At 73.5% G+C, this 24,125-nt stretch carries 20 protein-coding genes; 10 read left to right on the top strand and 10 right to left on the bottom strand.

The genetic code is table 11. The features are described 5' to 3' along the window. Window positions 1-25: 25 nt before the first annotated feature. Complete coding sequence (locus tag NLU66_RS11145; RefSeq protein ID WP_137770660.1) at window positions 26-235, top strand: hypothetical protein; 210 nt, start codon at window positions 26-28, stop codon at window positions 233-235. 42 nt (window positions 236-277) lie between these two features. Here NLU66_RS11145 and NLU66_RS11140 read toward each other — a convergent pair whose 3' ends face one another. The 7 genes from NLU66_RS11140 to NLU66_RS11110 all read right to left on the bottom strand — a co-directional run bounded on the left by NLU66_RS11140 (window position 278) and on the right by NLU66_RS11110 (window position 8,974). Further along, window positions 278-1,192, bottom strand: a complete 915-nt coding sequence (locus tag NLU66_RS11140; protein ID WP_259359758.1) for a carbohydrate ABC transporter permease — start codon at window positions 1,190-1,192, stop codon at window positions 278-280. Further along, on the bottom strand, window positions 1,189-2,169 hold the full coding sequence (locus NLU66_RS11135; protein WP_259359757.1) for a carbohydrate ABC transporter permease: 981 nt from the start codon (window positions 2,167-2,169) through the stop codon (window positions 1,189-1,191). The genes NLU66_RS11140 and NLU66_RS11135 overlap by 4 nt, the downstream gene beginning before the upstream one ends. Window positions 2,170-2,171: 2 nt before the next feature. Next, complete coding sequence (locus NLU66_RS11130) at window positions 2,172-3,491, bottom strand: ABC transporter substrate-binding protein (protein WP_259359756.1); 1,320 nt, start codon at window positions 3,489-3,491, stop codon at window positions 2,172-2,174. 205 nt (window positions 3,492-3,696) lie between these two features. Next, window positions 3,697-5,199, bottom strand: coding sequence for an MDR family MFS transporter (locus tag NLU66_RS11125; protein WP_259359755.1), 1,503 nt, complete (start codon window positions 5,197-5,199; stop codon window positions 3,697-3,699). Between the two features lie 166 nt (window positions 5,200-5,365). Then, window positions 5,366-6,598 (bottom strand): NAD(P)/FAD-dependent oxidoreductase, encoded by a 1,233-nt coding sequence (locus NLU66_RS11120; protein WP_259359754.1) that lies wholly within the window; start codon window positions 6,596-6,598, stop codon window positions 5,366-5,368. A 70-nt stretch (window positions 6,599-6,668) separates the two neighbouring features. Beyond that, window positions 6,669-7,970, bottom strand: coding sequence for an O-acetylhomoserine aminocarboxypropyltransferase/cysteine synthase family protein (locus tag NLU66_RS11115; protein WP_259359753.1), 1,302 nt, complete (start codon window positions 7,968-7,970; stop codon window positions 6,669-6,671). A 137-nt stretch (window positions 7,971-8,107) separates the two neighbouring features. Further along, the gene (locus NLU66_RS11110; RefSeq protein WP_259359752.1) at window positions 8,108-8,974 is read right to left on the bottom strand and encodes a siderophore-interacting protein; all 867 of its coding nucleotides are present in this window, start codon (window positions 8,972-8,974) and stop codon (window positions 8,108-8,110) included. Window positions 8,975-9,083: 109 nt separating this feature from the next. Here NLU66_RS11110 and NLU66_RS11105 point away from each other — a divergent pair, with 109 nt between their 5' ends. The 3 genes from NLU66_RS11105 (at window position 9,084) to NLU66_RS11095 (ending at window position 12,890) form a co-directional block, all read left to right on the top strand. Next, the gene (locus NLU66_RS11105) at window positions 9,084-10,583 is read left to right on the top strand and encodes a phytoene desaturase family protein (RefSeq protein WP_259359751.1); all 1,500 of its coding nucleotides are present in this window, start codon (window positions 9,084-9,086) and stop codon (window positions 10,581-10,583) included. Window positions 10,584-10,736: 153 nt separating this feature from the next. Beyond that, complete coding sequence (locus tag NLU66_RS11100; RefSeq protein ID WP_259359750.1) at window positions 10,737-12,287, top strand: peptide MFS transporter; 1,551 nt, start codon at window positions 10,737-10,739, stop codon at window positions 12,285-12,287. Between the two features lie 114 nt (window positions 12,288-12,401). Continuing rightward, complete coding sequence (locus NLU66_RS11095; protein ID WP_259359749.1) at window positions 12,402-12,890, top strand: hypothetical protein; 489 nt, start codon at window positions 12,402-12,404, stop codon at window positions 12,888-12,890. A gap of 24 nt (window positions 12,891-12,914) precedes the next feature. On the opposite strand, the gene helR is transcribed toward NLU66_RS11095, so the two are convergent. Next, on the bottom strand, window positions 12,915-15,140 hold the full coding sequence (gene helR / locus NLU66_RS11090) for an RNA polymerase recycling motor ATPase HelR (protein ID WP_259359748.1): 2,226 nt from the start codon (window positions 15,138-15,140) through the stop codon (window positions 12,915-12,917). 184 nt (window positions 15,141-15,324) lie between these two features. Here helR and NLU66_RS11085 point away from each other — a divergent pair, with 184 nt between their 5' ends. From NLU66_RS11085 to NLU66_RS11070, 4 genes are all read left to right on the top strand, one after another. Further along, window positions 15,325-16,368, top strand: coding sequence for a LacI family DNA-binding transcriptional regulator (locus tag NLU66_RS11085; RefSeq protein WP_259359747.1), 1,044 nt, complete (start codon window positions 15,325-15,327; stop codon window positions 16,366-16,368). An 83-nt stretch (window positions 16,369-16,451) separates the two neighbouring features. After that, window positions 16,452-17,186 carry a sugar phosphate isomerase/epimerase family protein gene (locus tag NLU66_RS11080; RefSeq protein ID WP_259359746.1) on the top strand — a complete coding sequence of 245 codons (735 nt, stop codon included), beginning with the start codon at window positions 16,452-16,454 and terminating at the stop codon, window positions 17,184-17,186. Window positions 17,187-17,209: 23 nt separating this feature from the next. Next, window positions 17,210-18,322, top strand: coding sequence for a Gfo/Idh/MocA family protein (locus NLU66_RS11075; protein WP_259359745.1), 1,113 nt, complete (start codon window positions 17,210-17,212; stop codon window positions 18,320-18,322). A gap of 74 nt (window positions 18,323-18,396) precedes the next feature. After that, complete coding sequence (locus NLU66_RS11070) at window positions 18,397-18,840, top strand: diguanylate cyclase (protein WP_323374412.1); 444 nt, start codon at window positions 18,397-18,399, stop codon at window positions 18,838-18,840. Between the two features lie 83 nt (window positions 18,841-18,923). On the opposite strand, the gene NLU66_RS11065 is transcribed toward NLU66_RS11070, so the two are convergent. After that, complete coding sequence (locus tag NLU66_RS11065) at window positions 18,924-19,952, bottom strand: Gfo/Idh/MocA family oxidoreductase (RefSeq protein WP_259359744.1); 1,029 nt, start codon at window positions 19,950-19,952, stop codon at window positions 18,924-18,926. 192 nt (window positions 19,953-20,144) lie between these two features. Between NLU66_RS11065 and NLU66_RS11060 the strand changes: the two genes are divergently transcribed. Continuing rightward, the gene (locus NLU66_RS11060) at window positions 20,145-21,482 is read left to right on the top strand and encodes a glycoside hydrolase family 125 protein (RefSeq protein ID WP_259359743.1); all 1,338 of its coding nucleotides are present in this window, start codon (window positions 20,145-20,147) and stop codon (window positions 21,480-21,482) included. A 36-nt stretch (window positions 21,483-21,518) separates the two neighbouring features. Here the strand turns inward: NLU66_RS11060 and NLU66_RS11055 are convergent, their stop codons facing one another. Further along, window positions 21,519-22,715, bottom strand: a complete 1,197-nt coding sequence (locus tag NLU66_RS11055) for an ROK family transcriptional regulator (protein ID WP_259359742.1) — start codon at window positions 22,713-22,715, stop codon at window positions 21,519-21,521. A 120-nt stretch (window positions 22,716-22,835) separates the two neighbouring features. Here NLU66_RS11055 and NLU66_RS11050 point away from each other — a divergent pair, with 120 nt between their 5' ends. Further along, window positions 22,836-24,116 (top strand): ABC transporter substrate-binding protein, encoded by a 1,281-nt coding sequence (locus tag NLU66_RS11050; RefSeq protein ID WP_259359741.1) that lies wholly within the window; start codon window positions 22,836-22,838, stop codon window positions 24,114-24,116. Window positions 24,117-24,125 lie beyond the last annotated feature (9 nt).

The following is a 24,125-nucleotide window of genomic DNA, read 5'->3' as shown; positions in this document are numbered from 1 at the left end:
CGCGGCGCCGTGGGACTATCGCCCCATGAGCCAGCGATGCGATCAGTGCCGGAGCAAGATCCGCGGGACCCCGCACCGCACCTACACGGGCAGGATCCTCTGCGAGCGCTGCAACGACCGCCTCACCGGCGCGACGGCCGGCGCGATCATGGGCGGCGGCCTCCCGAACATGATCTCCACCGCCGGCTGGTACCAGCGGGCGAAGAAGGCCATGCGGCCGAGGAGCCGCGGCTGAGCCGTCCCCGGTGGAGCGCCCTGCCCCACCGGGGACGGCACCTCACTTGACGCTGCCCGCCGCGAGCCCGCCGATGATCCGGCGCTGGAAGGCGAGCACCATGATGATCAGCGGCACCGTGACGATCACGCCGGCGGCCATCTTCGTGCCGTAGGGGGTGTCGAACTGCGAGATGCCCGTGAACTTCGAGATCGCCACGTTCGCCGTCTGCATCTCGGGGCGGTTCACCATCGTCAGCGCGATGAGGAACTCGTTCCACGCCGCAATGAAGGTGATGATCGCCGTGGTGAACATGCCCGGTGCGGCGAGCGGCAGGATGACCCGCACGAAGGCCCCGAACCGCGTCGTGCCGTCCACCATCGCCGCCTGCTCGAGCTCGACGGGGAGCTGCCGGAAGAAGGCGTTGAGGTTCCACACCGCGAGGGGCAGCGCGAAGGAGATCGACGGCAGGATCATCGCCTGGTAGGTGTTGATCCAGCTCCAGGGCCACCAGTCGAAGCCCCCCGTGAAGAGCTTCAGCAGCGGCACCACCAGGATGATGACGGGGAACATCGACGTCGCGACCACGAGGAACATGACGAGCACCTTCCCGCGGAAGCTCAGCCGGGCCAGCGCGTAAGCACCGAGGGTCGCGAGGAGCAGCACGAGCACGGTCGTTCCCCCCGCGACGACCAGCGAGTTCGCGAGAGCCCTGCCGAAATGGTTCGCGGGGTCGAAGACCGCCCGGTAGTTGTCCACGCTGATCGGCCACGGGATCAGCGCCGTCGAGCGGCCGTCGCTCGGTCGCCGCAGCGACGAGATCAGCATCCACACGAACGGGGCGAGGCAGTACACCAGGATCAGCGCCATGCCGATCCCCACCACGATCGCACCGAGGCGTCGGCCCCGTCGCGCCGCGGTCGCCCTGTCGGCCCCGACCGTGACCCGGTCGCGTGGGGAGGTCGTCGTCGTGCTCATGGCAGGTCTCCTTCGGCGGTCGTGCGCAGGCGGCGCGGTCGCGCCCGGCGGGCGCGCCCGTCCGCGTCCCCGATGACGTCGGCCCCGAGACCGCGGACGAAGATCACCGCGACGAGGCAGATGTAGAGGAAGAGGACGACGGCGTAGGCGGAGGCCATGCCGAAGTCGGTCTTCGAGGCGGCGTCCGCCGCGAGCATCGAGAGGGTCTGCCCGGAGCGGAGCCTCCCCAGCAGCACGTACGGGAGGTCGAACATGCGCATGGCGTCGAGCAGCCGGAACAGCACGGCCACCATGAGCACGGGGCGCACGAGCGGGAGCGTGATCCGCCAGAAGGTCTGCCAGCGGTTCGCCCCGTCCACCCTCGCGGCCTCGTAGACCTGGTCGTCGATGGTCTGCAGACCGGCAAGGGTGAGCAGGCCGATGTAGGGCGCCGTCTTCCAGATGTCCGCGATGAGCACGGCGGCCTTCGCCTGGAGCCCCTCGGTGGTCCACAGGATCTGCTGGCCGATGATCTCGTTGGCGATGCCGTTCGCGTCGAAGATCAGCTGCCACATGAGGGCGGAGACCACGGTCGGGATCGCCCAGGGTACGAGGATCGAGGCGCGGATCAGTCCGGTCGCCCGGAGCGCGCGGGCCATGATCAGTGCCATCGCGACACCGAGCACCGTCTCGATCGCGACGCCCACCACGGTGAAGAGGGTCGTGTTCCAGAAGGCGTTCCAGAACCCGGCTCCCGCCCCGGAGGACGTGAAGGCGTCGAGGTAGTTCCTCAGGCCGACGAAGGTGTCGCCCTGCTGGATGATCCCGGTGGTCGGGTCGATCTCGTCCCCGCCCTGGAACAGCGACTGCCGCACGGACAGCACGAGCGGGAAGCCGACGACGAGGGCGAGCAGCAGGAGCGTCGGGGAGAGCAGGAGTCCCGCGAGGCCCTCCTGGCCGTCGCCCCGTGCCCGACGACGGTGAGCGAGCGTGCTCATGCTCAGCCCTCGACGAGACCCGTGAGCTGCTCCTGCAGCTGGGCGAGGGCGTCCCCGGCCTCCGCCTCACCGGAGATGCAGGAGTACGCGGCCTCCTGGATCGCCTGGGTGACGTCGCCGTACTTAACCACCTGGGGGCGGCTGACGCCCTTGTCGATCGCGCTCTTGAGCGTGTCGAGGAACTCGAAGGTCTTCGCGACCTCGTCGTCCTCGTAGACGGCGGCCGTGGCCGTGGGCGTGGCGGTCTCGATCATCCAGGCCTTCTGCTGCTCGAGCGCGGTCATGAAGGCGATGAAGTCCACCGCAGTGCCCTTGTTCTTCGCGAACGCACTGATCGCGAAGTTCGCGCCGCCGATCGTCGAGGTCCCCTCCCCGGCGACCGCCGGCACGAGGGAGACCTGGACCTTGTCCACGACCTGGGAGGAGCCGTCGTCGTTCTGGAAGTGATCCCACACGTACGGCCAGTTCTGGAGGAAGATCAGCTTCCCGTCCTGGAAGGCCTGGCGGGACTCCTCCTCCTTGTAGGTGAGCGCCTCCTGCGGGATGTGGCCCTGATCGAACCCGTTGCGGAGGGCCTGCAGGGCGGTGGTCGCCTCGGCGGAGTCGGCGTGCGGGGCACCCTCGGCGTCGAAGATCTCGCCGCCCGCGGAGGCGACGACGTCGGTGAGCTGGCAGGTGAGGCCCTCGTACTTCGCGTACTGGGAGCCGAAGCCGTTGATCTCCGGATGCTTCTCCTGCACCTTCACGACGATCTCCCACATCTCCTCGAAGGTCGCGGGCGGCTGGTCGTAGCCCGCCTCCTCGAGCAGGTCCTTCCGCGAGAACAGCAGCTGGGCGTTGGTGGTGAAGGGGACCGCGTAGAGCTTGTCGAAGTAGGTGCCGGTGGTGACGGTCGCCGGGATGAGCGCGTCGAGATCGAACTTGTCCTCGGGGAGGGCGACGACCCACTGGTTCGCCGCGAACTCCGCCGTCCACACGACGTCGAGTCCGAGCACGGTGTACGAGTCCGACTTCGCCTGCGCGTTGGAGATGAACTGGGACCGCTGGTCGTCCGCGCTCTCGGGCAGCTCGATGAGGGTGACCTCCTCGTCGGGATGGTCGTCGTTCCAGCGGCTGAGGAACTCCGCGAGCGCACCGGTCGTGTCCTTGCCGCGGGCGAGCGTGATGGGGCCGCGCTCCTCGAGGTCGATGCTCGTGCCGCCGCCGTCGGAGGAGCCGGAGTCCCCGGAGCCGCTACAGGCGGCGAGGCCGGCCGCAGCGGCGGCGAGACCGCCGGCGGCGAGGGCCGTACGGCGGGTGGTGATCGGGAGGGACCTGGTCATGGGGACTCCTTCGTCGCAGTCGTCCGCGGGTGCACGGGAGCGCCCGGGTGAGGCGAGAGTATGTCGTGAGTCACATCTCGGGATGCGGCTCCGTCGCCGGTGACCTATTCGTGACCCCCTGTCCGTGGACGCACGACGGCCGCGCACCCGGAGGGGTGCGCGGCCGTCGAGGGACCGGGGCGAAGGCCCGGTCAGGAGGTGGGGGTCAGTGCCCGTGGCCCCCGGCGGGCATGTCCTCGGACTCCTCCGGCTTGCGGACGAGCCAGGCGAGGACCACCGGGACCAGCGCGATGAAGGCAGCCACGAGGAACGCGGCGCGCGCGCCCGGGGCGCCGGCCGCGGCCGTCGCCAGGCCGTCCTGCTCCCCCGTGTGGAGGATGCTCGAGTACAGGCCGATGAGCACGGCGACGCCGGCGGCCCCGCCCACCTGCTGCAGCGTGTTCAGCGCGGCGGAGCCGTGCGAGTACAGCCGCGGCACGAGCGAGCCGAGCGAGGCGGAGAACAGCGGCGTGAAGGACATCGCGAGGCCCACGCTCATGACCGACTGCACGACCATCAGCACCGGCCACGGGGTCGTCTCCGACACGGTCGCGTAGTAGAACAGCGATCCCGCGATCATGATCGTGCCGGGCACGAGCAGCGTGCGCGGCCCGCGCGCGTCGTAGATGCGTCCCATGACGGGGCCCAGCAGGCCCATGAGGATCGAGCCCGGCATGAGGATCAGCCCGGACAGCAGCGCGTCGAGCCCGGCGACGTTCTGCAGGTACTGCGGCAGCAGGGTCAGCGTGCCGAACATGGCCATCGCGATGACCGCCATGATCACGACGGAGATCGTGAAGTTCCGCGAGAGGAACACGCGCAGGTCCAGGAGGGCCGCGTCCTTGCGCTGCAGGGTGAGCTGGCGCCAGGCGAAGCCCGCGAGGATCACGATGCCGAGGGCCAGCAGGATCCCGCCGGAGGTCTGCGCCGTGGTGCCCGGGATGACCCCGGTGGCGGAGCCCTCCGCGGAGTGGGAGCCGAACAGGCTCAGGCCGTAGACGATGCCGCCGAAGCCGCCGGCGGAGAGCACGATGGAGAGCACGTCGATCGGGGCCTTCGTGGTCTCGCCGAGGTTCGTCATCCACTTCGCGCCGAGCAGCAGGGCGATGATCGCGATCGGGAGGACGATGCCGAACAGCCAGCGCCAGCCGAGCGTGTCCAGCACGAGGCCGGAGAGCGAGGGGCCGATCGCCGGGGCGAGCGAGATGACCATGCCCACGCGGCCCATCATGCGGCCGCGCATGTGCGCGGGGACGACGTTCATCATGGTCGTCATCAGCAGCGGCATCATGACGCCGGTGCCGACGGCCTGGATCACGCGCCCGCCGAGCAGCATCGGGAAGCCGGTCGCGAGCAGGCTCACGAGGGTGCCGAGGCTGAACGCGCTGATCGCGGCGAGGAACACCTGGCGCGTCGTGAAGCGCACCAGGAGGAAGCCGGTGGTCGGGATGACCACGGCCATCGTGAGCATGAAGGCGCTCGTGAGCCACTGGCCGAGCTCCGGCGGCAGGCCCAGATCCGCGTTCAGGTGCGGGATCGCGATGCCCATCGTGGTCTCGTTGAGGATCGCCACGAACGCGGCGACCAGCAGCAGCCAGATGACGCGCATGCCCTGCGGGTCGATCTCCGGCTGCGCGGCGCGCGCGGCGGTGGTGTCGGTGGTGGTCATGCGTCTCCTGCATGGGAACGGACGGCCGTCAGCGCGTGACGGCCGCTCGAGGCGGACGGGAAGGGGGCGGACGCCGGGGAGGAGGCGGGCGCGGGTGCGGCCGGGCGATCGGGGTGACCGCGGCCGGGGACGGCTACGGGAGATCGCAACGACGCCCCGCGGAGGACTATTCCCGGGACGGGGCCTTTCCGCCAGGTTTTTTGTGCACGTCACCGGCGAGGGTGACCAGCAGCTCGGTGACCGCTGCGCGCCCGGCGCGGTTCGCGCCGATCGTCGACGCGCTCGGGCCGTAGCCCAGGAGGTGGATCCGGGGATCCGCGGCGACCGCGGTCCCCTGCATCCGGATCCCGCCGGCGGGGCCGTGGAGGTGGAGGGGGCGCAGGTGACGCAGCTCGTGGCGGAATCCGGTCGCCCAGAGGATGACGTCGACGGCGCGCCGTCGGCCGTCCGCCTCGAGGACGCCGTCGGGGAGGATCCGGGTGAACATCTCGTGGCGCTGCAGCAGGCCGCGTTCGGCGGCGGCGCGCAGGGCGGGAGTCCAGGCGAGGCCGGTCGCCGAGACGACGCTGCGCACGGGGAGCCCGGCCTCGACCCGCTCGGCCACGCCGGCGACGGCGAGCCGGCCCGCCTCCTCGGTGAAGGGCTCGTCACGGAAGACGGGCTCCCGCCTCGTGTACCAGGTGGTCTCCGCGACGCCTTCGAGGTCCAGCAGGAAGCCGAGCGCGCTGATCCCGCCCCCGACCACCGCCACACGGAGGCCCGCGAGGTCCTCGGCGCGGGTGTACTCGGCCGTGTGGAGGGTGCGGCCCCGGAAGCCGCGCGCCCCGGGCACGGCGGGGACGAAGGGACGGGTCCAGGTGCCGGTCGCGTTCAGCACGGCGCGGGTGCGCAGCGGGGCGGGGGCCGGCTCGCCGTCGGTCCGCTCGGCGTGGACGCGCAGCAGCGGCAGTCCGGTCGCCGGATCGGGGGGTGCGGTGCGGTCGTCCTCGACGCGGGTGACGCGGACGGGGCGCAGGATCGGCAGCGGGTTCCGCCCTTCGAAGCGGGCGAAGTAGTCGGGGACCGCGCGGCTCGCGGGCTCCTCGGGGGCGGGATCGACGGGCGGCATGCCCGGCAGCTCGCGGATCCCGTTGACCGTCGCCATGGTCAGCGCGTCCCAGCGGTGGCGCCAGGCGCCGCCCGGGCCCTCCTCGGAGTCGAGGACCACGACGGCCGGTCCCCCGGGCGGCGCTCCCGCGATCGGTGACGGCGCTCCCGGGGCGTGGGCACCGCGGCGCAGGAGGTGATGCACCGCGGAGAGCCCGGCCTGCCCCGCCCCGATCACGACGGCGTCGACGACGCCGACCGCGTCGGCGACGCGGGCCTCCCCGGGGCGGGCCGTGCTGGCGGGAGCGCTCATGACGCGGTCAACCGGCGTCGGCCCGCTCGTGTTCCCCGGGGCGACAGGGCTCACGCCCGGGCCCGGGGCCTCAGACGGCGGCGGCGACCTCGGGGGCGACGAGGCGGGCCGCGGCGAGCCCCCGCTGCAGATCCGCCCAGAGGTCCTCGACCTCCTCGAGCCCGGCGCTCAGTCGCACGGTGCCCGGGGTGACCCCGCAGATGCCCCGCTGGGCCTCGGTGAGGTGGGAGTGCGTGGTGGTGCCCGGATGGCACACGAGCGAGCGGACGTCGCCGATGTTCACGGCGATGGTCCACAGCTCGAGCGCGTCGGTGAACGCGCGGGCCGCCGCCTCCCCGCCGGGCAGGTCCACGGAGAACACGCCCGCCGTCCCGTGCGGGAAGTCGCGCTCGGCGATCGCACGGTCCTCGCGGTGGGGCAGCTGCGGGTGGTTGACGCGCAGCACGCCCGGATCGGCGTCGAGCCGCTCGGCGAGCGTGCGCGCGGTGCTGCTGATCGCCCGCATGCGCAGGTCGAGGGTCTCGATGCCGAGCAGCACCTGCTGGGCGCTCGAGGCGGGCAGGGTCGCCCCGAAGTCGGTCATGTACTTGGCGCGGGCGAAGGCGAGGAGCCCGGAGCGTCCGTGCTCGTACTCGCGGGAGAAGGTCACGCCGAAGCGTGCGTTGCGGGTGGTCAGGCGCGGCCAGCGCTCCGGACATCGGCGCGGGTCGAACCGGCCCGTGTCGACGATCAGCCCGGCGAGGGTGGTGCCGTGCCCGGCGAGGTACTTCGTGGCGGAGTGCACGACGACGTCGGCCCCGTGGTCGCCGGGCCGGTACAGGGCGGGGCTCGCGAGCGTCGAGTCGACGACGACGGGGACGTCGCGCTCATGGGCGATCCGGGCGATCGCGGGGAGGTCGACGAGCTCGCCCCCGGGGTTGGCGATCGACTCCACGAGCACCGCGCGGGTGTCCTCCTCGATCGCGCCGGCGAGGGCGCCCGGGTCCCACGGGTCCACGACGGTCGTGCGCACGCCGAGATCGGCGAGCGTGTCGTCGAGGAACTCGGTGGTGCCGCCGTACAGGCGCTGCGAGGCGACGACGTGGGTGCCGGGGGCGAGCAGGGCGCACAGCGCGATCGTCACCGCGGCCTGGCCGCTCGCCACCGCGATCGCGTCGGTGCCGCCCTCGAGGGCGGAGATCCGCTCCTCGAGGACGGTCGTGGTCGGGTTGCCGGAGCGGGAGTAGGCATAGCCGTCGCTGCGGCGGGCGAAGAGGTCCTTGAGCGAGTCGTGGTCGGGGTGCGCGTAGGCGCTCGTCGCGTAGATGGGCGGGTTGACGGCGCGGTGCGCGTCCCCGGCTCGCCACCCGGCGTGGATCGCGGCTGTGCTCATGGTGTCCTCCCGTGCTTCGCTGTGGGACCACCGTGGCGCACGGGAGGGGCAGGGGCGAAGGTTCGTGAAGAACTGTGGCGCCACCTGCCGGTGCGGTCCTCCCGCCGCGGTCGCCGCAGGAGGGAGGACCGTGGGGCTCAGGAGTCGATCGCGCCGATCGGCTCGCGCTTCTCCGCCTGGAACTGGTCCTCCACCCGTCCCAGCGCCCAGTACGCGGAGATCGAGAGCTGCTCCTTGGCCACGCCCCGCTCGGTGACGAGCAGACGGCGCAGCGCCTTCGTGAGGCCGCGCTCGGCGTGGCAGAACACCTGCAGGCCGCTGACGTCGGAGAGGTCGAGGGCGGCGGCCTCGGCGAGCAGCTGCTCGCGCTCCCCCACCACCCAGCGCAGCTCGACGCCGGCGGGGTGCGGGAGCTCGAGCGCGTCGTCGGCGTGGTCGAGGTGCACGAGGGCGGTGCCCGTGGCGTGCTCCGGCAGCGCCTCGAGGGCGGCGGCGACGGCGGGGAGCGCCGCGTGGTCGCCGAGGAGGAGGTGGCGGTCGGCGCCGGGGTCGGGCGTGTAGCCGCCGCCTGCCCCGCTGAGGGCGATGCGGTCACCGGGGAGCGCCTCGTCCGCCCAGCGCGCGGCGACGCCGGCGATCCGCGGGCCGCCGTCGGCGTCCTCCTCGGCATGGAGGACCACGTCGAGGTCGAGGGCCTGCTCCGCGGCGTGCCAGCGACGCACCGTGTAGGTGCGGCGCACGGGGAGCTTCTCCGGGGCGGCTTCGCGGATCGCGTCGAGGTCGTAGGGCGGCGTCAGGCCCGAGGAGGGATCCGCGAGCAGGAGCTTCACGTAGGAGTCGGTGTGCTCGTTGCGGCGCAGGAGCCCGAACTGCTCGCCGCCCAGACGGATCCGCAGGAGCCGCGGGGAGATCCGGGTCTTGGCCTGCACCTCGAGCACCGCCTGCACCCGCTGGGGGCGCTTCTGCGGGGCGGGGGCGGCGGTCGCGGTGCTCGTTCTGTCCATGCCCGCCAGATTACGCGCAGATCCTGTGACGAAAAACAGCTGTCCAGCTGGCGGGTGCCGCGGGCCCCCGGTCCCCGTGCGGCGCCCCCGGTCCGGATACCGTGGCCCCATGAGCGCCGCGCCCCGACCGCACGAGCACGACGTCGTCGTCGTCGGCAGCGGGCCCAACGGCCTCGCCGCCGCCGTCACCCTCGCCCGCGCCGGGCTGGAGGTGCTCGTCCTCGAGGCGACCTCCACCCTCGGCGGCGGGTCCCGCACCGAGGACCTCGGCCTCGCCCCGGGGATCCGCCACGACCTCTGCTCCGCCGTGCACCCCCTCGCCCTCGCGAGCCCCTTCCTGCACCGCTTCGACCTCCCCGCGCGCGGCGTGGACCTGCGCGTCCCCGAAGCCTCCTACGCCCAGGTCATCGGCACGGAGCGCTCGGCCGTCGCCTGGCACGACCTCGATCGCACCGTCGACGGGCTCGGGGCGGACGGCCCCGCCTGGCGCAGGAGCGTCGGCGCGCTGGCCGCCCACGCGGGGACCGTCGTCGATCTCGCGCTCGGGGACAAGCGCTCCGTCCCGCCCTCCCTGCTCGCACCCGGCGGCGTGCTCACGGCGGCCCGGTTCGGCGCGCTCCTCGGGCTCCAGGGCACCCCGCTCTGGGACCGGCCGCTGCGCACCGAGCGCGGTCGCGCCCTGCTCGCAGGGGTCGCCGCCCACGCGATCGGGCCGCTGCCCGGCCTCGCCCCCGCCGCGACCTCCCTCCTGCTCGCCTCGCTGGGCCACGCGGGCGGATGGCCCGTCCCCGTGGGCGGCTCCCAGGCGATCGCCGACGCCCTGCTCGCGGACCTGCGCGCGCACGGCGGCGAGGTCCGGACCGACGAGCGGGTGCGCACCTGGCGGGACGTGCCCCCGGCGCGGGCGGTGCTGCTGGACACGACGGCGCCCGCCGCGGCGGAGATCCTCGCGAACCGCCTGCCCGGCCGGCTCGAGCGCTCCCTGCGACGGTTCCGGCACGGGGACGCCGCCGCGAAGGTGGACCTCGTGCTCTCCGGGCCGATCCCCTGGCGCGATCCCGAGGTGGGGCGCGCCGGGACCCAGCACGTGGGCGGCACCCGCGCCCAGATGGCGCGCGCCGAGGCGCAGGTCGCGGCGGGCCGCATGCCCGAGGAGCCGATGGTGCTCGTGAGCGACCCCGCCGTCGCGGATCCCTCCCGCGCCGTGGGCGGGCTGCGCCCCGTCTGGGCCTACGCCCACGTGCCGCACGGGGACCCGAGCGATCCCACCGAGCCGGTGCTGCGCCGGCTCGAGACGATGGCGCCCGGGGTGCGCGACCTCGTCGTCGCCGCGCGCGGCGTCCCGGCCTCGGAGATGGCCGCGCACAACCCGTCCCTCGTGGGCGGGGACATCGCGCTGGGCGCCGTGACGATGCGCTCGATGATCGCGCGGCCCACCGCGACCGCGGACCCGTACCGCCTGGGCGCCGACGGCTGGTACCTGTGCTCCGCGGCGACGCCTCCCGGTCCCGGCGTGCACGGGATGAGCGGCTGGCACGCCGCGCGACGCGTGCTCCGCGACCGCTTCGGGATCCGCGACCTCCCCGACCTCGCGCCGCTCCCCCGCTGAGGCCGGTCAGGGCCCGTCACCCCAGGTCAGGGTGACGCAGGGCACCCGTGGCCGCACCCGACGATGCACAGTCATGCACGCGGCTGCATGCAGGGGAACGGGTCACATCGAGGGTTCTCACGTTGATCCGTGAACTTATGCGGCGCAGGATGGATGACCGTGAATTCCACCGGACCCCAGAATCCCCCGCGCCCGCAGGACGCCGTGCCCGCGGGCGCCACCGCCGGCGGCACCGTCGCCACGGCGGGCACCGGCGCCCAGGACCCCCACAACCCCACCGGGAAGACCTTCTTCGGTCACCCGCGTGCGCTCGCGAACCTGTTCAGCGTCGAGATGTGGGAGCGCTTCAGCTTCTACGGCATGCAGGGCATCCTCGCGATCTACATGTACTTCGCGGCGACCCAGGGCGGCCTCGGCATCGACGAGACCACCGCGCTCGGGATCGTCGGCGCCTACGGCGGCTCCGTCTACATCTTCTCGATCCTCGGCGCCCTCGTCTCCGACCGCCTGCTCGGCCCGGAGAAGACCCTCTTCTCCTCCGCCGTGATGATCATGCTCGGCCACATCGCGCTCTCCCTGCTGCCGGGTGTGCCGGGCCTCGTCATCGGCCTCATGCTCGTCGCCGTCGGCTCCGGCGGCCTGAAGTCCACCGCCGCGACGCTCGTCGGCTCGCTCTACGAGGTCAACGACCCCCGCCGCGACGCCGGCTTCTCGCTCTACTACATGGGTGTGAACATCGGCGGCCTCTTCGGCCCGCTCGTCACCGGCCTCGCCCAGGACCTCTGGGGCTTCCACCTCGGATTCGGCCTCGCCGCGATCGGCATGGCGATCGGCCTGGTCCAGTACGTGCTCACCCGCAAGGGGCTGCCCGAGTCCGTGCACCGCGTCCCGGACCCGCTGCCCCGCTCGCAGTACCCGGTCTGGGCGGGCACCGCGCTCGTCGTCGTGGTCGCGATCATCGTGCTCGTCGCGACGGGACTCGTGAACCCGGGGAACCTCGCCACGATCGTCTCCGCGCTCGCCGTGGTCGGCGCGGTCGTCATCTTCGCCCTGCTGCTGCGCAGCCGGAAGCTGGACGCCGACGAGCGCTCCCGCGTGGTCGCCTTCATCCCGCTGTTCATCGGCACCGCCGCGTTCTTCGCGCTCTTCCAGCAGCAGTTCACCGTCATCACCCTGTACTCGGACACGCGGCTGAACCGCTCCGTGCTGGGCTGGGAGATGCCGATCTCCTGGGTGCAGTCCTTCAACCCGTTCTTCATCATCGTGCTGGCCCCGGTCTTCGCGGCGCTGTGGACGAAGCTGGGCAGCCGCAACCCGATCACGCCCACCAAGTTCGGCGTGGGCATCGTCCTCATGGGCTCCGCCTTCGTGCTCTTCCTGCCGATGGCGGCGATCACCTCGGTGCCCGTGCTGTGGATCGCGCTGATCATGCTCGTCGCGACCCTCGGCGAGCTGTGGATCTCCCCCGTGGGGCTCTCGCTCGCGACGAAGCTCGCGCCGCGCTCCTACCCGGTGATGATGATGGCGCTGTACAACCTCGCCGTCGCGCTCGGCACGTCGCTCTCCGGCTCGCTCGCGTCCTTCTACTCCGCGGATGCCGAGGTCGGCTACTTCGGTGTGCTCGGCGCGGTGACGATCGGCATCGGCGTCATCATGCTGCTCATCGCCCGTCCCGTCTCCCGGGGCATGCGCGGGGTGCGCTGATCCCCTCCTGAGCCCTCGCGGCCGGGTCCCGAGGGGCCCGGAGCCGCGAAGGTCACACCACGGCCCGCCGGGACGATGTCGCTCATCGTCCGGCGGGCCGTTAGCGTGGAGCGCATGCTCACTCTCGATGAACTCGGGCTGAACGCGGCTTCCGGCACCTGGGAGCTCGACGCCTTCCACGGTGACGGGGAGGGCGTGCTCACGTCCGATGCGCGCCTGGCCCGGTCCTGGACCCGCTCGCCCGCGGAGGATCTCCCCCCGCTGTCCCCGGCGAGCGGCCTGACCCTGCACATCTCCGACGACGGCCACCTCGACGAGGAGGCGGCGTCCGGCGCCGACGAGCAGGTCGACATCTTCGCCTCCGACGGCGTGCTCGGCACGACGGCCGATGCCTTCCCGGGCCGCGTGCTGTGCGAGGGCGGCCGGCTCTTCGTGCTCTCCGACGACGAGGAGCCCTGCGGCATGCGCCGCCTCTCCGACGGCGACACCGAGATCCTCGACGAGCTGCGCCCCGCGGGCGACCAGCTGCTGCGGATCGTCTCCGTGGTCACCGACGACTCGACGCTGCACCGCTTCGTCTACCGCTACTCGCGCGCGGACTGACCCTCCTGCGCGTCCCCGCCGCGTTCAGGGGCGCAGCACCACGAGATCCGCGGTGGCCCGCGTCATCGCGACGTAGCGGGAGACGGCACCGGCGACGCCGTCCCCGAGGCCGTCCGGGTCCGCGAGCACGACCAGGTCGAACTCGAGGCCCTTGGCGAGCTCGGGGGTGAGGCGCACGATGCGCCCCTCCGGCGCCGACGGCGGCATCGGCAGCTCGAGATGCTCCGGGGCGATCACGCACGCGGTGCCCAGGGGCTCGCCGTCGGCCGCGCGATCGCCTGCCCTCCGCTCCTGCCAGGCCCGCAGCACCTGCTCGAGCCCGGCGAGGCCCGCCTCGCGCACGGGCCGTCCGGTGCGCCGCACCGACTCCGGGACGGACGCCCCGGGGACGGCCTCCCGGATCTGCTCCGCCGCGACCTCCATGATCTCCGCCGGCGTGCGGTAGTTCAGGTGCAGGGTAGCCACGTCGACGCGCGGCAGCCCCACCCGGGCGAGCCGCTCGCCCCAGCTCTCGGCGAAGCCGGCGACCGCCTGCGCGCGGTCGCCGACGATCGTCACCCGGTGGGACGGGCACCGCGCGAGCAGCATCCGCCACTGCGCGTCCGTCAGCTCCTGCGCCTCGTCGACGACGAGGTGCGCGAAGGGCCCCTCGAAGGGGTCGACGGGAGCGGCCTCGGTGACGACCTGGGCATCGAGAGCGCCGCGCAGGTCCTGGCCGCGCAGCATGGACATCTGCCGCATCTCGGTGGGGTCGTCCGCCACGAGGTCCGCGACCACCTCGTCCATGCGGGAGGAGTCCCGGGCCACCGCCCGCGCGCGTCGCTCCGCCCGCGCCTCCCGCTCGGGGTCGCCGATGCGCCGGCGGGCGGCGTCGAGCAGCGGGAGGTGCTCGAGGGCCCAGGGCGCACCGTGCGGCAGCTGCAGCCGCGCGGCCTGCGTCGCGTCGAGCCAGGGTGCGCATCGCCGCAGCAGCTCGGGGTCGCCGAGGAGGTCCCGGACGACCTGCACGGGGTCGAGCAGCGGCCAGGCCTCCTCGAGCGTCGCGGTGAGCTCGTCGTCCGCGAGGAGCTCGGGCAGCAGCTCCTCGGCGGAGGGTCCGTCCTCCCCGCCGTCGGCGTCGTCGACGTCGGTGTCGTCCACGGTCCGCTCCTCGTCGAGCCGCTCGGCGAGGATCTCCGCGAGCTCCTCGCGGACGGCGTCGCGGGCGTGGTCGTGCGCGGTGCCGGGATCGACGGCCGCGAAGGCGGCGCTCCACTCCGCCGGTCCGATCGTGAGCTCCCCCGCCGCGGTGTCCACGACGACCGTCGTGCGGGGCGGCTGCTCGTCGATCGCGACACGGGCGTCGACGGCGTCGAGCAGGCGGGCATCGGCGAGGAGCGCGGCGAGCTCCGGGTCCGCGCAGGCCTGCGCCGTCTCCCCCTCGGGGACGAGATCGGCGGGGGTGGCCGTGAGCACGTCCTCGCCGAGGTTCGGCAGGACGTCCGCGACGTAGTCGAGATAGGGCCGGCTGGGCCCCACGACGAGGATCCCGGCCCGGCCCGTGCGCAGCCGCGGATCGTGGTGGAGCAGGTAGGCGGCGCGGTGCAGGGCGACGACGGTCTTGCCGGTGCCCGGGCCGCCGTCCACCACGAGCGGTCGCCGGGGATCGGCACGGATGATCGCGTCCTGGTCCGCCGCGAGGGTGGTGAGCACGTCCCGCATCCGGGGTCCGCGCGCCCGGCCCAGGCTCGCCAGGAGCGCCGACTCGCCGTCGGGCCGCAGGTCCGACGGCGGCGTCGCGGCGGGGTCCAGCAGCTCGTCCCAGAAGGCGGTGACCTGCCCGCCCGACCAGCGGTAGCGGCGCCGGGAGACGAGACCGAGCGGCTCCGCCCTCGTCGCGGCGAAGAACGGGCGCGCGGCCTCCGAGCGCCAGTCCACGAGCAGCGGCCGGCCGCCCTGCCCGCTCACCCCGATGCGGCCCACGTGCAGCGAGCCGCCGCCCGCGAGGTCCATGCGCCCCAGGACGAGGTCCCCGCTCACGGCGGCGAGCCCGCGCAGGCGCGAGCGGAGGTGCTCCGCGATCTCGTCGCGCTCGAGCCGCCCCTGCTCCCCCGCGCCGCGGCCGGCGAGCACGGCATCGAGCCGGTCGCGGAGCACCCGCACCTGGCGGTCCAGCTCGTCGCGGGCGGCCGCGAGGTGCTGCTCGTCGGCGAGAGGACCGTCAAGGCTCGAACGGTCGGTGCTGGAACGGTCGGTGCTGGGCTGGTTCACACGTCTCCCCGGGGATGGTCCTCGCACCACGCGGCGGAGCGGTGCGAGGAGTGATGGTGCACCACCCGGGGGCCCTTGCCGCAAGCCCCCCACCTGGGCGTATCCTGATCACGGCGGACGGATCGGGGGAGCCTTCGCGCCGCACCCGTGTCCTCCCTCCTCACGCACCGGAGCGCTCTGCACCATGCCGCGGCCCTCGGCCCGCCCCACCATCGCGACGATCGCCCGTGACCTCGGCATCTCCCCCGCGACGGTCAGCTACGCCCTGAACGCGAAGCCCGGGGTCAGCGCCGCCACCCGCGATCGCGTGCTCGCGCACGCCGCGACCGTCGGATGGACGCCGCACTCCGGTGCCCGCGCCCTGCGGCAGGGGCGCAGCGGCAACGTCGGCCTCGTGCTCGCGCGTGATCCGCGCGAGGTCTCGCACGAGCCGTTCTTCGCCGCGCTCACCGCGGGCATCCAGTCCGCCGCGAGCGACGCGGGACGGGAGCTGCTGCTGCGCTTCGTCGCGGGCGGCGCCGAGGAGGAGATGGCGGTGTTCCGCTCCTGGGCGGAGCAGCGCCGCGTGGACGGCGTGCTGCTGCTGGACCTCCACCTGGAGGATCCGCGCCCCGCGCTCCTCGCCGAGCTGGGCCTGCCCTTCGTGGTCCTCGGCGCGTGGGAGGGCACCGGACCCGGGGTGCGCCTGGCGGGGGCCGAGGCGGCCGACGCCGCGACGCTCGTCGAGCACCTGCGCGCCACCGGGAGGGACGCCTGCCTGCAGCTCACGGGGCCGCTGGTCTACGAGCACGAGCACCGGCGCACGGAGCTCGTGGCCGGGCTCTGCGCCCGTGCCGGCATCGCGCACGCGGCGGTCTCCGCGCCGTACACGCGCGCCGGCGGCGAGGAGGGGCTGCGGCGCCTGCCGCTCGACCTCGGGGAGCGACCGGCGGTCATCGCCTCGAGCGACCTGCTCGCCCTCGGGGCCCAGCGGGCGCTGCTCGCCGACGGCCGTGCCGTGCCCGGGGACGTCGCGGTGCTGAGCTGGGACGACTCGGCCATCGCGGAGAACGTCGATCCGCCGATCACCGCCCTCGCGCGTCGCCCGTACGAGCAGGGCCAGGAGGCGGGATCACTGCTGCTGGGACTGCTCGACGGCGGCGCGCCCGCGGGCACCGTGCGCCGCTCCGCGCCGTCGCGGCTGGTCGTGCGCGCCTCGAGCGTCGATCCGGGGGCGGGACCGCGTTGACACCGTCCTCCACGCCCAGGAATACTTCCGTTCGAATCGATTAAGCGACGGCCTGCCGCCGTCCACCGTGCGAAGGAGCACCCGTGCAGATCTCCGTCCAGATGTACAGCGTCCGCGACGCCCTCGCCGAGGACTACCAGGGGACCGTGGGCCGTCTGGTCGAGCTCGGGTTCGCCGTCGCCGAGCCCTTCGCCCTGCTCGAGCGCCGCGACGATCTCGTGAAGGCCCGCGACTCCTTCGAGATCGCCTTCCCGAGCGCCCACCAGTCCTTCCTCGGGGACGACGACTTCACCCCGGTGCTCGAGGCCGCGAAGGCCGTGGGCGTCACCTACCTCGTGGACCCCTTCTGGAACCCCGAGGAGTGGAAGGACGAGGCGGGCGTCGCCTCGATCGCCCGGCGCCTGAACCAGCGCGCCCAGCAGGCCGCCGCCGAGGGGATCCGCGTGGGCTACCACAACCACGCCTTCGAGGTCTCCTCCCGGATCGGCGACCGCAGCGCGCTCGAGGTGCTCGCCGAGCAGCTCGACCCGGAGGTCGTGCTCGAGGTGGACACCTACTGGGCCGCCGTCGGCGGTGCGGACGTCCCCGCCCTGCTCTCGACCCTCGGCGACCGTGTGCGCCTCGTCCATCTCAAGGACGGGGACCTCGCCGAGGACCCCGCCGGCCAGCTCCCCCTCGGCGAGGGCCGCATGCCGCTGCCGGGCACGCTCGCCGCGAGCGCCGGGGTCGACTACGGCGTCATCGAGTTCGACCAGTACGCCGGCGACATGTTCGACGGCATCGCCACCTCGCTCACCTACCTGCGCGACCGCGCCTGAAACCCCTACGGAGAGAGAACCTCATGACCAGCACCTCCACCGGACCCGTCGGCGTCGGCATCATCGGCGCCGGCGTCATCTCGGAGCAGTACCTCACGCACCTCACCTCCTTCCCGGACGTCGCCGTCCTCGCGATCGGCGACATCGTCCCCGAGGCGGCCGCCTCGCGGGCCGGGGAGTACGGCATCGAGCTGCACGGCGGCCCCGAGGTCGTCCTGGACCACCCGGGCATCGAGATCGTCGTGAACCTGACGATCCCCACGGCCCACTTCGACGTCTCCCGCCGGATCGTCGAGGCCGGGAAGCACGTGTGGACCGAGAAGCCGATCACGACCGCCTCCGAGGACGCGGCCGCGCTGCTCGCGCTCGCGGCGGAGAAGGGCGTGCGCGTGGGCGGCGCCCCGGACACCGTCCTCGGCGCCGGCATCCAGACCGCGCTGCGCACCCTCCGCGAGGGCACCATCGGCACCCCCGCGAGCGCGCTGACCCTGTTCCAGACCCCCGGCCCGGAGGACTGGCACCCGAACCCCGCCTTCCTCTTCCAGGAGGGCGCGGGCCCGCTGTTCGACATCGCGCCGTACTACGTGACGACCCTCGTCCTGGCCCTCGGCCCGGTCCAGAGCGTCTCCGCGGCGGGCTCGAAGGCCCGCGAGCAGCGCACGATCGGCTCCGGCCCCAAGGCCGGCGAGGTCTTCGACGTCACCGTCCCCACCCAGGTCACGTCGATCCTGCGCTTCGAGTCCGGCCAGAACGCGACGACCCTGCTGAGCTTCGACAACCCCAACTCGCGCGCGGGCTTCGTCGAGGTCTACGGCACCGAGGCGACGCTCTCGTTCCCGGACCCCAACGTGTTCGATGGCGACTCCGAGCTCACCGTGTACCGAGGCAAGGAGGCGACCGCGATCCCGGCCGCCGGCCCCGTCACGGGCCGCGGCCTGGGCGTGCTCGAGATGGCCCGCGCGATCCGCGCGGGCGTCCCCCACCGCGGCCAGGGCGAGATCGCCGCACACGTCCTCGACGTGATGCTCGCGATCGAGGCCTCGATCGGCTCGGGCGAGACCGTCGAGGTCGCCTCGAGCTTCACCCCTGTCGAGCCGATGCCCGCGGACTTCGACCCCTTCGCGACCACCCTGTGATCGCGGCGCCCCGCACGGGGCGCCCGACCACGTCCCGCTGAGGGACGCTCCGGCCACGACCCCGCCCCGGGGTCGTGGCCGGAGCCGTCCCGGGCGCCGTCGCCGAGATCCTCGACGCGCACGCCGAGCAGCTCGCCGGCAAGGTCGTCGTGGACATCACGAACCCGCTGGACTTCTCCACCTTCGACGCGCTCGTCGTCCCCGCGGACTCCTCCGCGGCCGCGCAGCTCCAGGCAGCGCTCCCCACGGCGACGGTGCTCAAGGCCTTCAACACGACCTTCGCGACGACCCTCGCGAGCGGCACCGTGGGCGCGCTGCCCACCACGGTGCTCGTGGCCGGGGACGACGACGCCGCGAAGCAGACCCCCCTGGGACTCGTGCGCGAGGGCGGCCTCGAGGCCGTCGACGCGGGCGCCCTCTCCCGGGCCCGCGAGCTCGAGGCCATCGGCTTCCTCCAGCTCACCCTCGCCGCCGGTGAGAAGATCTCCTGGACCGCCGGGTTCGGCCTCGCCCGCTGAGGCAGTCCCCGCAGAGCACGGGACGGGCGGGGTCGGAGCGCGCAGCCCCGGAGCCGCCCGCATGTCGGCGTGCGGACAGGCCGTCAGCCCCGGACCGTCACCACCTGGCCGCTGACGGCGCTCTCCCGCGCGGCATCGAGCACGGCGAGCACCGCGACGCCCTCGTGCGCGGGGGACGGGGCGGACCCCTCTCCCGCACAGGCCCGCGCGAACTGCTCGTAGAAGGCGGCGTAGTCGCCCTGGGCGGAGGGCACCCGCTCCTCCCCCTCCGCGGTGCGCAGCAGTCCGTCGCGCGAGGGATCGTCGAAGCCCCAGCCCTCACGGTCCTCCGCGGGCCGACGCCCGGCGGCGACGGCCTCGGCCTGGACATCGGCGCTCGTGACCGCGTACGAGCCCGCGGAGCCGTACGCCCGGAGGGTCCGCTCGTGCAGGTGGTTGAGCTTGGTGGAGCTCACGTAGGAGGTCACGCCGGAGTCGTGGCGCAGGGTGAGCACGAAGGCGGCGTCGGTGCGCCCGGCCGGGAGCTCGACCTCGTCCCACTGGGCGTGCACGCTCGCCACCGGACCCAGCAGCCACATCATCTGGTCCACGAGGTGGGTGCCGAGGTCCCGCAGCAGCCCGCCCTCGGGTCCCGCCTCGAGCTGCTCGGGCTGGTCGAGGTCGAAGCGCGAGTGCACGCGCCACAGCTCACCGAGCCGGCCGCCCTCGAGCACGCCCTGCAGGGTCCGGAGGTCCGCGTCGAAGCGCCGGTTGTGGAACACCGCGAGCACGAGCCCGGCGCGCTCGGCGGCGTCCGCGAGCTCCTGACCCGCGGCCGCGGTGGGGGCGAAGGGCTTGTCCGCGACGACGTGCACCCCGGCGGCGAGGGCCTCGAGCACGAGCTCCCTCCGGGTCGCGGGCGGGGTCGTGATGGTGACGGCGTCCACCCCGGCCTCGAGCATCTCCGTGAGGGAGCCGTGGACCGGGACCCCCGGGAGGTCCTGCTCGACGGCCGCGCGGGTGCGCGGGGCGCGGGCGACCACGCCCGCGATCTCGACCCCCTGCGCCGCCTCGATGAAGGGCGCGTGGAAGTGCCGCCCGCCGTTCCCGTATCCCACCAGTCCCAGCCGCACAGCGTCCTCCTCGACAGCTCCATCGATCTCTTGTCAGAACATAACCCATCGCATGTCCGGACACGAGGGGTGCTCGCCGGGAGGTGCGAGAAGGGCGCCCCCCGCACCGCTCCGCAGGACCGCCCGTGAGCGAGCAGGGAGAATCCCTGGAACGACGCCCGGGAAGCGCTCACCCTCCCCTAGGCTGGGCCGGTGACGTTCACCGTGGAGCCCCCGATCAGCGCCGTCCTCACCGCCGCCGCCCAGCGCGTGCGCGAGCAGCTCGGCGACCGCGCCGGCCTCCTCGTCGAGCAGGCCCTGCTGCGCACCCTCACCGACACCATCACCGCGCCGGGCGACGGCACCGCCTTCGTCATCACCGGGGACATCCCGGCGATGTGGCTGCGGGACTCGACCACGCAGATGCTCCCCTACCTGCGGTTCGTCGGCGAGAGCCCCGAGCTCGCGGAGCTCCTCGCGGCCGTCGTGCGCCGCCAGCTGCGCTGCATCCTCCACGACCCGTACGCGAACTCCTTCAACCTCACGGGGAACGGCGCCCACCACGACGACCGCGACCTCTGCGAGGACCCGCACGTCTGGGAGCAGAAGTACGAGGTGGACTCCCTCGCCTACCCGGTGATCCTCACCCACCGCCTGCTGCGCCTCGCCGGCAGCGAGGAGCTGCGCCGCGGCGTCCTGGACGACACGGCGCATCGTGCCCTGCGCACCGTCGTGGACCACTGGCGGCTCGAGACGGACCACGAGGCCCGCAGCAGCTACCGCTTCGTGCGGGACATCGGCATCCCGACCGAGACCCTCGAGCGCGACGGCCGCGGCACGCCCGTGGGCGTCACCGGCATGACCTGGTCCGGCTTCCGCCCCTCGGACGACGCCTGCACCTTCGGCTACAACATCCCCGCGAACCTGCTCGCCGCCCAGGCGCTGCTCGCGATCGCGGACCTCGCCCGCACGGACCTCGAGGACGAGGCCCTCGGCGCGGACGCCGACGCCCTGCGCGAGCAGCTGCTCGAGGGCGTGCGCCGCCACGGCGTGCTCGAGGAGGGCGGACGCTCCGTCTACGCCTACGAGGTCGACGGCCTGGGCGGCACGCTCGTCATGGACGACGCGAACATGCCGTCCCTGCTCTCCCTGCCGCTGGACGCCGCCTCGGTCCATGACCCGGCGATCACCGCGGCGACCCGCGACCTCGTGCTGAGCGAGCGGAACCCCTTCTACTTCAGCGGCTCCGTGGCCTCCGGGGTGGGCAGCCCGCACACCCTGCCCGAGCACGTCTGGCCGATCGCCTTCGCGGTCGAGGGGCTCACCGGGACCCGGGAGCGCGCCCTCGAGATCCTCGACCTGCTGCTGCGCACCGACGCGGGGACGGACCGCATGCACGAGTCCTTCCACGTCGACGACCCGACGAGCTTCTCCCGCCCCTGGTTCTCCTGGGCGGACTCGATGCTCTGCGAGCTCGCCCTGCACCTCGTGGACGGACCGCACCCCGCGCTCGCCGCCGAGCGCGCGCTCTCCGAGGCCCGCACGGCCTGAGGCGAGCCCTCGCGAACGCCCCGCCGTGGGCCTGCGTCAGCCCTCGTCGAGCAGGGCGAGGGGGTCCTCGCGGAGCCGGTCCAGCGCGAGCGCGACCGCACCGCGCAGGACGACCTCCCGCCCCAGCGTGCTCGCGGTGAGCTCGGGCCACGGGGGCGAGAACTGCTCCTCGAGCACGGTCCGGGCCTCGTCGAGCACCGGCCCGATGCCCGTGACGTCGGCGCCGCAGAGCACGATCTCCTCGACGTCGAGGAGGCTCTCGATCACAGCGACGATCCGGGCGAGGCGCTCCCCGAGCCTGCGCAGCACGCCGAGCGCGAGCACGTCCCCGTCCGCCGCGGCGGTGAGGACCTCGGCGATGCCGAGCACCTCGGGGTCCACGGACCGCAGCGAGGAGGATCCGTCGTCGCGGGCGAGCGCGCCGAGCGCCCAGCGCCTCGCGAGGGCACCGAGGCCGTCGGTGGTGCCCGCATCCGGGTCACTGCCCACGAGGAGCTCGAGCATGCGCATCTCGCCCGCACCGCCGCGGCGTCCGCGCAGGAGCCGGCCGTCCACGACGAGACCCGCGCCGAAGCGCTCCCCTGTGAGCAGGGCGGCCATGTGGGCGACCTGCCGATGGGCGTGCTCGGCGAGGGCGGCGAGGTTCGCGTCGTTCTCGACGAGCACGCGGGCGCCGGGGGTGTCCGCGAAGCCGGGGTTCATGGCCGCCCAGAAGGGCGGGTCGTCCGTGGGTGAGGCGCCGTCGGCGTCGACCGGGGCGGGGACGCCGATGACCGTCAGGAGGGAGGGCGCGCCGCCCACGGCGGGCTCGGCGAGGACCTCGGCGACGGTGCGCGAGACCAGCTCGCGGCGCGCGGGACCGTCCCTCGTGGGGCCCTCGAGCTCCAGCGTGCGCTCCGCGAGCCGCCGCCCGCGCAGGGAGCAGACCTCCACCCGGAGCACGGCCTCGTCGGCGTCGACGCCGACGAGCACGCCGACCTGCTCGCGCAGCCGGTAGCGACGAGCCGGGCGGCCGCGCTGGGTCAGCCCCGCCTCACGGGAGTCCGCGAGCTCCTCGAGCCAGCCGGCGGCCACGAGATCCGTGCACACGCCGAGCACGGTCGCGCGCGTGAGGCCGCTCGCGGCCATCGCCTCCCCCGCGGTGAACTCCTCGGTGTCCAGGGCGAAGCGGAGCAGTGCGGCGGAGTTCATCCGCCGCAGCAGGCGAGGGGATCGTGCCGTGCCGTGGACCATGGCTTGACGGTAGCGGACGGGCGGGTCTATTTTCTCCACTATCTAAATCTAGACCCTAGATTTATCTGGATCCCCGGCCCCGTGGACGCCCCGCCGTCCTCGCCCGACAAGGAGACGCCGTTGTCACCTGCTCGCCCCGCCCACCCCTCCGCGTCCGCGCGGCCCGGCCGCCGCGCCGTGCTCGCCGGCGGCGCCGCGCTCACCGCGGGACTGCTCGCCGGATGCACCGGCAGCAGCCGCCCCACCGTCACGCTCTACCAGTCCAAGCCCGAGGCCATCCCCTTCTTCCGCGACCTCGTCGGCGAGGCGAACGGCGCGCAGTCCGCCTACCGCTACGTCCACGACGTCGCCACCAATCTCTCGGCGAGCTTCGTCCGTGCCTCCCCGCCGGACATCGCCTGCCAGAACTACAACCTCGAGATGGCCCGCTTCATGGAGCGCGGCGCGCTCAGCGACCTCTCCGACATGCCCGAGGCCGCGACCATCCGCGAGGACGTGCTCGCGCTCGCGGACTGGTACCCCGGCTACGAGGGGCGCACGAGCGTGATCCCCTACTCGGTCACCGGCGCGTCGGTCATCTACAACAAGGCGATCTTCGCGGAGCACGGCCTCGAGGTCCCCGTCACCTGGGACGAGATGCTCCACGTGTGCGAGGAGCTGCAGGGCGCAGGCGTGACCCCCATCTACGCCACCTTCACGGACGCCTGGACGATCACCCAGGGCCTGTTCGACTACACCGTCGGCGGCATGGTGGACGTCCGCTCCTTCTTCGAGACCATGAATGCTCAGGGCGAGGCCGTCGGCCCCGACTCCGAGGTCTCCTTCCAGCGCACCCTCCTGGAGCCCATGCGGCGCATGGTCGAGCTGCTCGCCTTCCTCAACCCCGACGCCGCCGGCCGCGGCTACGGCGACGGCAACACCGCGATGGCCAACGGCGAGGCCGCCATGTACTTCCAGGGCCCCTGGGCGCTCGCGGAGATCGACAAGGCCGGGACCGACGTGGACCTCGGGACCTTCCCGCTGCCCATGACGGACTCCGCCGAGGACCTGAGGATCCGCGTGAACATCGACCTCTCGCTGTGGATCCCCGAGCAGGCGGACCAGCCCGAGGGCGCCCGCGAGCTGCTCACCCGCTTCATGGAGCCCGCCGTGCAGGACGAGTACAACGCGTCCTTCCTCGCCTTCGGCACCACGAAGGACGCGCCGCCCGTGAGCGACCCGCGCATCGCCCCCATGCAGGAGTACTACGACCGCGGCGCCTTCACCATGGGCGCCTCGCAGTTCATCCCGCTCACGATCCCCTACGAGAACTACATCCAGTCCATCGCGCTCGGCGCGGACCCCGAGCCCGTGCTGCGCCGCATGGACTCCGACTGGGCCCGCCTCGCCTACCGCCAGTGACCACCCCGC

It is taken from the genome of Brachybacterium sp. NBEC-018 (genome assembly GCF_024860185.1).
Lineage (GTDB): Bacteria > Actinomycetota > Actinomycetes > Actinomycetales > Dermabacteraceae > Brachybacterium > Brachybacterium rhamnosum.
Note: the sequence above shows the minus strand (reverse complement) of the source record. Positions and strands in the feature narration are given on the sequence as shown.